This is a genomic window from Pigmentiphaga sp., from assembly GCF_033795525.1.
Taxonomy (GTDB): Bacteria; Pseudomonadota; Gammaproteobacteria; order Burkholderiales; family Burkholderiaceae_B; genus Pigmentiphaga.
Map to the genome: position 1 here is coordinate 94,173 of NZ_JARYGM010000012.1, position 10,413 is coordinate 104,585.

Genomic DNA, 10,413 nt, shown 5'->3' on the forward strand with positions numbered 1-10,413 from the left:
CTCCGTCTGCGGGAGTACTGAAGATGGCCGAGCATCGAATTTTCACCACACCGTTTTCGTCGGTGTATCCGCTGTACGTCCAGAAGGCGGAGCGGAAGGGCCGCACCAAGGATGAAGTAGACCAGGTCATCCGCTGGCTCACCGGCTACGACCAGGCGGGGCTGGACAAGCAGATCCGCCAGCACAGCGACTTTGCAACCTTCTTTGCCCAAGCGCCTGCCATCCATCCCCATGCATCGCTCATCAAGGGCGTGGTGTGCGGGGTGCGCGTGGAGGAAGTGCAAGATCCGTTGATGCAGAAGATCCGCTACCTGGACAAGCTGATCGACGAGCTTGCCAAAGGCAAGGCCCTGGACAAGATTCTGCGGTGATGAACGCGCCAATAGCCGGCGGCCATCGCTGGACGTGAAGAGCCGGCGCGATTCATATCCCCGGGGTTTGTAAGCTTACCGCCAATGTGCGAATCAGCCCATGGACGCTATGCATGGTGAGTGTAGGAACGCCTACCTGGTCGCCAATGGCCGCTACCGCGCCACTGAGCGCCTCGTGCTCCATGGGCCGCCCCTGTTCGAGGTCTTGCAGCATCGAGAACTTGATGTTGCCCATCGGGCGCCCGCGTTCCAGCCTGGCGTCCGGCGTTTCGCCGGTATCCAAGCCCAGGGCTCTTCCTACCGCAATCGTCTCGCCCATCAGCGTTTTTAGCAGCGTATAAACCTCCGCATCGGCCAGCATTTTGTCCAGCGTGGCGCGTGTCAGCGCGCTGATCGGATTGAAGGCGGCGTTGCCGATCAGCTTGCGCCAGATCTCCAGGCGGATATTGTCCGTCAGATTGCTTAGGAAGCCGGCCTGGCACAGCCTCGCATGCAGATCGCGCGAGCGGCTTGAGTCGGCTCGGTCGGGGTCTCCCAGGTAGACTTCCCATCGGCCGGTGTGCTGAACGATCCCGGGCGCAGCCAAATGAGCAGTCGGATAGACGACGCAACCGACGACCTGGTGCGCCGGCAGAGCGGCCGCGATACGGCCGTCGGGATCCAGGTTGTCGAGCCTTGTTTGGGAACGTCCGGCGCCCGAGCCGGAAAAGAACCACCACGGGACACCGTTCATGGCGGGGACGATCGCCGTGTCGGGGCCGACGAGGGGCGCAATGCCGGGTAGGGCGGCGGCAAGGCTGCAGGTCTTGACTGCAATGACGACGATATCCTGAACACCGAGTTCTTCTGCCCGTGCAGTTGCCGTGATACGGCCATTCCAGGCGCCCCCGGCCCAGCGTACGGTCAAGCCGTCGCGCTGAATGGCAGCCAGATGGGGACCCCGTGCGACGACGGATACCGGCTGGCCGGCCTGCGCGAGACGACCGGCGATCAAACCACCGATCGCGCCCGCGCCGAATACACACAGCTTCATGGGTCACTCCAGCAGGTCGGGTTGCTCGGCCAGAACCTTGTCGACCAGGGGTTGCAGGCCGAACCAGCCGGCCTTGGGCGTGCCGATCTGCTTGGCAGTGAGCTTGGCCGTGGCATCGTCCACCTCGATAGGCCGACCCGCGGCAAGCGCGAGCAAGGTTTGTTCGCACGCGCGCTCCATGCGCAGGAACCAAAACACGGCTTCCTCCACCGTATGACCCACGGTGAAAAGACCGTGATTGCGGCAGATCACTGCCTTGGTACCACCGAGGGTTTGCGCGATCAGTTCGCCCTCGGACAGCTCGGACGCGATGCCGTTGTAGGCCTGCATGACGGTGTGGTCTTGGTAGAACACGCAGGCTTCCTGGGTAATGGGCGGAATCAACTGCCCCAGCGACGCATAGGTAGTGCCGTACAGCGAATGCGAATGTGCCGCGGCCATGACGTCAGGCCGGGCTCGGTGGATGCGCGAGTGTATGGAGAACGCCGCCGCGTTGACCGGATGACGGCCTTCGGCGATACGGCCGTCATGGTCCACCAATACCAGGTCGGACACCTTGACGCGGCTGAAGTGGACGGCCAGGGGGTTGACCCAGAAGTGGTCGGTCAGAATCGGGTCGCGACAGCTGATGTGGCCCGCTATCCCGGCATCAAAGCCATGCAGCGAGAAAATGCGCAAGCATGCTGCCAGCCGCTGCTTACGGTGCAAGCGTTCGGCCTCCAGGTCGTGGAAGCGGGGCGGTTCGGGTATGGTCAGCCCTTCGGGCCGGACTTCCAGCAGCATGCCGGATTGTCGGTGGGGAGTGGCGCTCATGGGGATCCTCATTCAGCCTTGATGTTGGCGGTGCGGATGACCTGGGCGAAGCGCTTGGCTTCGTCGTCGATGACGCGGGCCAGCGACGCCGGGGTGTTGTCCGCCGGCTCGATGCCCAACGCGCGGCCGCCTGCATCGATGCCGAGTGTCTCCAGTCTCTGCCGGACCTCCGGAAGCTCCACGATGCGGGATACCTCGCGCTGGATCTTGGTGACGATATCGGGCGGTGTGCCGGCGGGGGTGAACAGGGCAATCCAACTGGCGAAGTCATAGCCAGGTACGCCGGATTCCGTCATGGTGGGCACTTCGGCCATCAACGGCCAGCGGCGTGCCGACGTAACCGCCAGGGCACGGGCCTTGCCGGCCTTCATCTGGGTAATGACCGGCGCGGGGTCCAGGAACAGCATGTGGACATCGCCGGTTGTCAACGCCGTCAGCGCCTGGACGCTTCCTTTGTAGGGAATATGCGTGATCTCGGTGCCCGACATCTGTTTGAACATTTCCCCGGCCAGCTGAAACAGGGTCGACGCCGAGCTGTAGTTCAACGGCGGCGAGGCGGCTTTTGCCGCGGTAATCAGTTCGGAGACGGTCTTGACGCTCATCGAGGGCTGCACCGCCAGGACCAGCGGGAAGCTTCCCATGATGGCTACCGGGGACAAATCCCGTTTGGGATCGTAGGGAAGACTGCGGTAGAGCACGGGGTTGATCGTCATGGCGCTACTGGCGCCTACCAGCAGGGTATAGCCGTCCGGCGGCGCCTTGGCGACCGATTCGGTGGCGATGATGGTGCTGGCTCCCGGCTTGTTGACCACAATGACTGGACGGTCCCAGGCCTGCTGCAAGTGCTGCGCCACCAGACGCGCCAGGATGTCGGTGCTGCCGCCGGGTGGAAAGCCCAGGACGATCTGGATGGGCTTCGAGGGATAGCTGTCGGCAGTCGCTGCATGAGCAGGGAGTGCCAGGCAGGCCAGCGCCAGGCCCGCGATGTGCCTCCGGGTTCTCATTTGTCTCCCCCTTGCGGCCGGATGCCGGCAGCCCGCATGACCTGTGTCCACTGTGGGATTTCAGAGTGGATGCGCTGGGCGAGTTCGGTGGGAGTGGTAGGCATGACCTCGATGCCGACGGCGGAGAACTGCCGGGTCGTTTCGGGCCGCTTGAGGATCTCGGTGGCATCGCGGTTGATCTTGTCGACCACCGCCTGCGGCGTGCCGGCCGGTGCGACCAGGCCGATCCAAACCGTCAGGTCGAAGCCCGGTACGGTTTCGCTGATGGTGGGCAAGTCCGGCATGTCGGCCGTGCGGTGCGGGCCGGTGGAGGCGAGGGCCCGCAGTTTGCCGCTGCGTACGTTCGGCAGCGACGACGCTCCGCCTTCGAACATCATGTCTACTTGGCCGCCGAGCAAGTCCGTTATGGCGGGCGCGCTGCCCTTGTAGGCCACGTGCAGAATGTCCGTGCCGGTGAGGGTTTTGAACGTCTCTCCCGCCAATTGGTGTGCGCTGCCGACGCCGATGGAGGCGTAGGTCAGCTTGCCCGGCCGGGACTTGGCCAGTGCGATCAATTCCTCGACGCTGTGAGCCTGTACTTTGGGATGCACCACCAGGTAGAACGGCGTGGTGAACAGGCCCGTGATCGGAGCGAAGTCCCGCACCGGGTCGAATGGCAAATCGTCGCGGACGATCGCATTCAGGACCAGGCCGGTTTGGGTGCCGACCAGCAGCGTATAGCCATCGGGCGATGCCTTGGACACCAGCTCCGCGGCAATGGCCTGGTTCGCGCCAGGCCGGTTTTCCACGACTACCGCCCGGCCCCACTTGGTCGCCAGGTTTTGAGCCAGGTAGCGGGTAAAGGTATCCACCAGCCCGCCGGGAGTATGGGGCACGATTACTCGCACCGGGCGCTCAGGGAAGCTCTCTGTGGCCGCAGGCGCTGCATGGGAGGACCACGGCACAAGGCAGGCCACGGCCAGGGCGCAACTGCGGGCAAGACTGGGCATGAAGGATGAAGGCTGGGCGCCGCCGTCCAGCGGTGCGGCGCGGGGTATCACAGGTCTCATTTGTCTCCTCCTGGGGCGGGGCCCGGTATGTCGTCGCATTTTTTGGTCGATGCGCTGTCGCAGGTGTTATTCGAATCGGTAGCGTCCCTCCTCATCGCGGACAAGGGGGCGCTTGGCGGCTGTGTCTTCCAGCCAGCGAACGATCTCGCGGCCGTCTTTGCTGCCCGCGGACGCCATCAGTTCCGCGAAGTACTTGGGCCCTCCGGCCAGTGCCTCGTCCAGCGACGCGCAGCGCGGGGCGTCGAACACCGGCGGCGAAGGTACGCGATATTCCAGCGGTCGGTTACGGCCTGGCTCCAGCAAGGGCAGGGTCAAGTCGAAACCTGCCTTGGCAGTGACCGGCGCGCCGGCCAGGGAGGGGTCGAGCGGCATGGCGCGCAGGCCCGACTGCACGACCAGGTCGCGATCCGCCTGGAATCGGGTCGCCAAGGCCCAGTCCATTTGTTCGTCGTTGAAAATGTCGATGTCAGGGTCGACGACGAAGACATGCTTGATATTGGCGGCCGAGGCGAAGACCGCCGCAATGGCATTGCGCGCCTCGCCGGCTACGCGTTGGCGAATCGCCACGCGCGCGTTGAAAGCACCGCCTGTTGCCGGCGGCACATAGACCGCTGTTACCTCCCTGACCGCCGTTTCGAGGCCACGCCACACCATGAGCTCGGTACGCAGCGAACACAGCTGGGCCGTGTCGGTCATGGCCATGGCGTGTCCGCCTATGGTGGCGGTCTGGAAGACGGCGTTGCGGCGACGTGTAATGGCGGTCACGTGGAATACCGGATTGCGTTTGAGCACGCCGTAGTAGCCCAGGAATTCTCCATACGGCCCCTCCGGCTCGGCGTGACCCCGTTCGTCGAGATATCCCTCGATCACGAATTGGGCGTCGGCCGGTACGCGCAAGTCATTGGTGACACACTTGACTACGCCCATGGGAGCGCCGCGCAAGGCCGCCATCAGCTGGAGTTCGTCCATGGGGAGGCGTAGCGTGCCGGCCAGGTGGTCGATGGGATGGGACCCGATCGCAAAGGCGATCGGCAGGCGCTCGCCTTTGGCTACATGGCTCAGGTAGATGGCCCGCAAGTCCGATGGGGCGACCAAGTCTATGCCGGCGGTGCGCCGGCCGCGCAACATGAGGCGGCGCATGCCGACGTTGGTCCAGCCTGTGGCGGGGTCGCGGCTGAAATCCAAGGACGCCGAAATGTAGGGCGCCCCGTCCAGTCCGTGCTGCAGATGTACGGGCAGGGTAGTCAGGTCGCACTGGTCGCCGGTCTGAACGACCTGCTGGACGGGGGCAATGTCGCTCCCGACCTCTACCACCACCCCGGGGCGGCGCATACGTTCCAGGATCGTCTCGGCAACGGTCTGGGGCCGAGCGCCGAAGGCATGGGCAAGCCGCCAGCGGCTTGCCGAGACGTTGCCGCATAACGGCAAGCTTTCGCGCGCTGGCCGTTGAAACAGGACTGCCCGAGGATTGCCCTCCAGCACGCCGGCGATCTCGGTCAGTTCTGTCGCGCCATCGCGGATTTCCAATTGGTCCGCGGGCAGGGACTGGAGAAAGCTGCCCAGGCTGTATCGCTCCAGATCTGGAAATCCGGTGCCGGCACCAGATGTCGGCTTGGGGTCGGGGATATGTGCCAACGTTGTCTCCGATACTGTGCTGTGGTGGCCCTTCTGCGCGAGCCTTGAAAACCGCGTGCCTTAAAGGCTGTAGAAATCCAGTTTGGCGTTCAGATAGTCGTTCAGCAGCACAATCTTCTTGCGCGCGATACGCCATTCGCCGTCCTGCTTGCGCCAATCATGTTCGTAGCGGCCGAAATAGGTCTCGACCAATTTTTCCTTGGGCAGGAACTGCTGCGTGGTCCAGTTCGATTTCAGGTGCAGTAGCTCGGGCGTAGAGCCCTCGCTCACGCGCACATTGCTGATGACGTGTTGCGTGCGGGGCAGTACCGCCGAGGCGACCGAGCGCCGGGACCGAACGCGCCATACCCGGTCTTCCAGCCCGCCCCGGTTTGCGTAATAGATCAGCGACAGCTCTGTCTTGGGGTTGGTCGTGTGCTCATCCTCGTCGCGCCACGCGGGTACCCAATACTCGCAGTCGACCGCAAAGAGCGCCAACCATTCGTCCCAGCGGCGCTCGTCCAGCAATTCGGCTTCGCGGTATAGCAGGGCAGCCGCGTCGCAGATGTGATCGGTACTCATCATGCACCTCGCGCGGACATGGCGATGGCCTGTGTCGGATGAGGATCTTTTGCCGCTCCTTCGACCATCAACCGTCGCCATTCCCGGTAGGCTGAATGGAACACGGTCTCGTCCTGGATGGAGACGTCGCCATACTGGCTGGTGACGGGGCGTATGGCCAACTTTTGCGCGTGCTCGTTGGCACCTTTTTGCACGCTGGTCATGCCGCGGGCGTAGCCTTGTGTCCAGTTCACCGCGCGAGCTTGGTAACCGGTCTGGCAGTCTTCGTAGCACGTCGTGTCGTCGGGCGTGGCGAGCCCCGAGCTGTTGAAGAAGTCTTCGAACTGCCTCAGGCGCAGTTCGCGTGCCGCCGGCGGTTCTCCCTTGGGCGCGATGCAGTAGCTCCGCATTTCCGTGCGATCCACCGACAGCGGGCGCAACACTCGCAACTGAAGCGATGCATTTTCCGCAAATTGAACATTGGGAAAGAGCACCAGGTTGCGCGTATCGAGCATCAGGTCCGCCCGGGCCTCGCCCACGCGCTGGCGCAGTTCGTCCAGCAAGCCATAGAGCGGCCGGATCTGGGGCAGGGGGTTGCGTGTCCACACGGCCGCATGTCCATACTCGAACGTGAAGCCTCCGCGCTGTCGATAGGCCGCGAAGTCGATCGCCGCCAAGTTGTGGAGGGATTCGCCAGACTGCCGCTGCTTCACGATCTTCATGAAGCTGGGGTGCACGGACGTCAGGTGATACCCGTCCAGGGCATTGTCCAGTTGAAGCTTCCAGTTGCCCTTGTAGACGTAGGTCGAGCAACCCGGCAGCAGCTCGATGCCATCCGGGCTCTGGTCCAGGATCAGGTCCAGGAAGAAACGCGTTTCTCCCAAATAGTCCTCCAGATCGGGCACGTCGGCGTTCAGGCTGCCGAACATCAAGCCGCGATAGGACGCGATGCGGCCTACGGGCACCAGATCGTGGCCGTCACGTTCGAACGCGTCGCTGTAGCAGCCGTCCTTGTGGTCTTTGATGGCGACGCACCGCCCGCTGCTGTCGAACGCCCACGCGTGGTACGCGCATACATGGACCCGGGCGTTGCCGCGCTCCCGTTGTGTCAGCACCGCGCCCCGGTGGCGGCAGGTGTTCAGGAATGCACCGAGGCGACCCTGCCCGTCGCGCATCACCAATACGGGCTGGCGGCCAATCCACGTTGTGAGGTAGTCGTGGGGCTGGGCAATCTGGTCTTCGATGCCCAGGAATACCCACGAACGTTCGAAGATGTAGCGCATCTCCAGCTCGAATATGGCCGGATCCCGATAGACATCGCGATGCACGGTGAAAACGCCTTGTTCTGCCGCGTCGACGACACAGCCAGCCAACTCTTCGGCGAGCATGGGGTCTCCTTGTTATATAATGTATAATCGCTTTTGTTAATTAATAAAAATGATGGTAGGCACCTTGCCTGAGGGCCGATATGCTGACTAACCCTGAGGAGCGCAGGTCAGGCGCCCGCAAAATCCAGTCTCTGGAGGTGGGATTTCGTCTGGTACGGGCCATCGAAGAAGCCGGCCGCGCTCTGTCACTGAAGGAAGTGTCCGAACGGGCAGGCATGGCGCGCAGCAATGCCCATCTGTACCTGTCCACTTTCGTCGATCTTGGGGTGCTCGCACGCAATGGCAGCGGCCATTACCTGCTGGGGCCTTATGCCTTGCAGCTGGGCCTGGCGGCGCTGAAAAACTCAAACGTGGTGGACGTAACGGAAGGGCCGATGCGGGGCTTGCAGGCGGCTACCGGTCACCATGTGCATTTGTCGATTTGGGGCAATTACGGTCCCACCATCGTGAAGAATGTCGAGGGGGCGTGCGCGGTACCGGTGCCGGTACGCGTCGGTTTTGTCGTTCCGCTGCGGTCGTCAGCCACCGGCCTGGTATTTCTTGCTCACCAGCCTTCCGGCGTGACGGAGCCTATCGCTGCCAAGGAACGTGCCGGATCCGCCCCCGATCGCAGCCTGACAGAGCGCCTGGCCGCCGTGCGCCAGAACGGTTATGCGATGACCGAAGCCGAGTTCTACGCCGGCTGCTGTGCCTTGGCTGCCCCCATCTTCGACCATACGGGGCACATCTGTGCCGCCCTGGCGGTACTGGATCTGTCGGCGCGCATGGCGCCGGCGCAGCGGGCCAAGACACTGACGCTGCTCAAGAAGGCGGTGCAAGATACGCAAGTCTTGCTGGGGTACCGGGCCGGACCCACGTAAACAAGGCCGTGCTCCTCGGAAGAGCACGGCCTTGGACGGCGCCCGCAAAAAGGCCCGCGCCGCGATCAGCGCTTACCCGGCTTCGTTGCCAATGCCCATGGCCGGGTCGCTGACCAGGTGCTCACCCGTTTCCACCCGGCCGGCGAAACGGCGCAGGAATGAAGCGTCGGCGTCGCAGCTGACGGCGAAGTCGTACCACTGGGCGCTATCGGCCAGGTCCCAGTGCAGGTGCTCTGCGGCTCCGGCCGCCACGGTCGCGGTCCACGGGCCGTCGGCGCGATAGGCCCGGGCTTTTACCGTGAACGTGCAGGGCTGGGTGCCGCCATTCAAGAGCTCGACGTAGACATTGCCGTTGGCAACGTCGTAGCACACCCGGATTTCCGGCTGGGCACCGGAATCGCCGATACGGGCGGTATCGCCCTGGAAGTGGCGGTGGTAGCCGTTGGGGCCCAGTACCCAGAGGTCGTAGCGGCCCAGGTTGTCCTGCCGCGCGTTCCAGGTGTCGCTTAGCGTCTTGCCGGCTTCTACGACGTAGCGCCGGGGAATACGGCCCAGGTTGTAGCGGTCGTAGACATGGAACACGGCCCCCTGCGTACCGGTGTTGGCGAAGATCAGTTCCACATTGCCGTCGGTCGTGCAGCGGGCACTGGTGTGCAGCTCGTAGGGCAGGGCGCGCGACGGCCTTGTGCCGCTGGCCTGTATCGGCAGTTGCATGGCTGTCGGCAGCGGGACGGCCGGCAGGGTTTCCTGGTCGGCACGCAGCTGGTCGGCGGTGGTGCGTGTGCTGCGGCCGTTGAGGGTAGGCAGGGTTTCGGTATTCGGGGTGTCGAAGTTGAAGGCGGTCGTCAGGTCGCCGCAAACGGCACGGCGGAACGGACTGATGTGAGGCTCCTGCACACCGAAGCGTGCTTCCAGAAAGCGCAGCACCGAAGTGTGGTCGAAGACTTGCGAGTTGACCCAGCCGCCGCGGCTCCACGGCGAAATGACGTACATGGGGACGCGTGGCCCGGGACCGAACACGCCTCGGTCGGGAGCCGGTTGCGTTGTGCTGCCGTCGGGGGCGGGCTGGGTGAAGTATTCGGCCTTCATGTCCGATTCGGCCAGCGTGAACTTGCCGGCGTAGCTCTGATCGGCATTGAGCGACGGCGGCGATGGCGACGGGACATGGTCGAAATAGCCGTCGTTCTCGTCGAAGTTGACCAGCAGCACCGTCTTGCTCCAGACCTCCGGTACGGCTGTCAGCGCATCCAGCACCTCCTGGATGAACCACGCGCCTTGTACGGGGCTGGAAGGACCTGGATGCTCGCAATAGATCGAAGGCGCGCTGATCCACGATACCTGCGGCAGACGGCCTTGCTGGATGTCGCGGCGGAAGGCGTCCAGGTAGTTCTCGGGCCGGGTGCCGGGCAGGGTGTTGGCCACGCCTTTGTACAGAGGGTTGCGGGCGTTGTCGGTAGCCGCGTCGTAGGCATGGTAGGGCAGGGGCTGGCCGGTGTCGGCGTAGGGCGAGTTGGGTGCCCCGCCGCTGCTGACGGGGTAACCCGAGGCAAGGTTGGCGGCGCGGAACTGCCGGAAAGCGCCCAGCATGTTGTCGCCCCATTCGTCGGGCATGTTCTGATAACAGATCCAGCTGATCCCGGCCGTGTATTGACCCAGCAGAACCTGCTCAGGTTAAGCGGCTAATGCAAATGCCTCAGCCGGGGTCTTCATGCCAAGCGCC

9 protein-coding genes and 1 pseudogene are annotated in these 10,413 nt (G+C 63.8%); 2 read left to right on the plus strand and 8 right to left on the minus strand.

Annotated elements, in window-relative coordinates; genetic code table 11:
- Window positions 1-23 precede the first annotated feature (23 nt).
- On the plus strand, window positions 24-371 hold the full coding sequence (locus tag QHC78_RS19085; RefSeq protein WP_319747391.1) for a DUF2200 domain-containing protein: 348 nt from the start codon (window positions 24-26) through the stop codon (window positions 369-371).
- Between the two features lie 52 nt (window positions 372-423).
- On the opposite strand, the gene QHC78_RS19090 is transcribed toward QHC78_RS19085, so the two are convergent.
- From QHC78_RS19090 to QHC78_RS19120, 7 genes are all read right to left on the minus strand, one after another.
- The gene (locus QHC78_RS19090) at window positions 424-1,404 is read right to left on the minus strand and encodes a ketopantoate reductase family protein (protein WP_319747392.1); all 981 of its coding nucleotides are present in this window, start codon (window positions 1,402-1,404) and stop codon (window positions 424-426) included.
- Between the two features lie 3 nt (window positions 1,405-1,407).
- Window positions 1,408-2,229, minus strand: coding sequence for a class II aldolase/adducin family protein (locus tag QHC78_RS19095; RefSeq protein ID WP_413816492.1), 822 nt, complete (start codon window positions 2,227-2,229; stop codon window positions 1,408-1,410).
- Entirely contained in the window at window positions 2,226-3,221 is a 996-nt protein-coding gene (locus tag QHC78_RS19100; RefSeq protein ID WP_319747395.1) for a Bug family tripartite tricarboxylate transporter substrate binding protein, read from the minus strand. Before QHC78_RS19100 ends, QHC78_RS19095 begins: the two co-directional genes overlap by 4 nt.
- On the minus strand, window positions 3,218-4,270 hold the full coding sequence (locus QHC78_RS19105) for a Bug family tripartite tricarboxylate transporter substrate binding protein (RefSeq protein ID WP_319747397.1): 1,053 nt from the start codon (window positions 4,268-4,270) through the stop codon (window positions 3,218-3,220). The genes QHC78_RS19100 and QHC78_RS19105 overlap by 4 nt, the downstream gene beginning before the upstream one ends.
- A 66-nt stretch (window positions 4,271-4,336) precedes the next feature.
- Window positions 4,337-5,905 carry a UbiD family decarboxylase gene (locus QHC78_RS19110; protein ID WP_319747398.1) on the minus strand — a complete coding sequence of 523 codons (1,569 nt, stop codon included), beginning with the start codon at window positions 5,903-5,905 and terminating at the stop codon, window positions 4,337-4,339.
- A gap of 60 nt (window positions 5,906-5,965) precedes the next feature.
- Entirely contained in the window at window positions 5,966-6,469 is a 504-nt protein-coding gene (locus tag QHC78_RS19115; protein WP_319747400.1) for an aromatic-ring-hydroxylating dioxygenase subunit beta, read from the minus strand.
- Complete coding sequence (locus QHC78_RS19120; protein WP_319747402.1) at window positions 6,466-7,833, minus strand: aromatic ring-hydroxylating oxygenase subunit alpha; 1,368 nt, start codon at window positions 7,831-7,833, stop codon at window positions 6,466-6,468. Before QHC78_RS19120 ends, QHC78_RS19115 begins: the two co-directional genes overlap by 4 nt.
- An 80-nt stretch (window positions 7,834-7,913) precedes the next feature.
- On the opposite strand from QHC78_RS19120, the gene QHC78_RS19125 reads away from it, so the two are divergent.
- Window positions 7,914-8,693 carry an IclR family transcriptional regulator gene (locus QHC78_RS19125; protein ID WP_319747403.1) on the plus strand — a complete coding sequence of 260 codons (780 nt, stop codon included), beginning with the start codon at window positions 7,914-7,916 and terminating at the stop codon, window positions 8,691-8,693.
- A gap of 72 nt (window positions 8,694-8,765) precedes the next feature.
- On the opposite strand, the pseudogene QHC78_RS19130 reads toward QHC78_RS19125, so the two are convergent.
- Window positions 8,766-10,334: pseudogene (locus QHC78_RS19130) on the minus strand (phosphocholine-specific phospholipase C); the annotation flags it as partial.
- Window positions 10,335-10,413 lie beyond the last annotated feature (79 nt).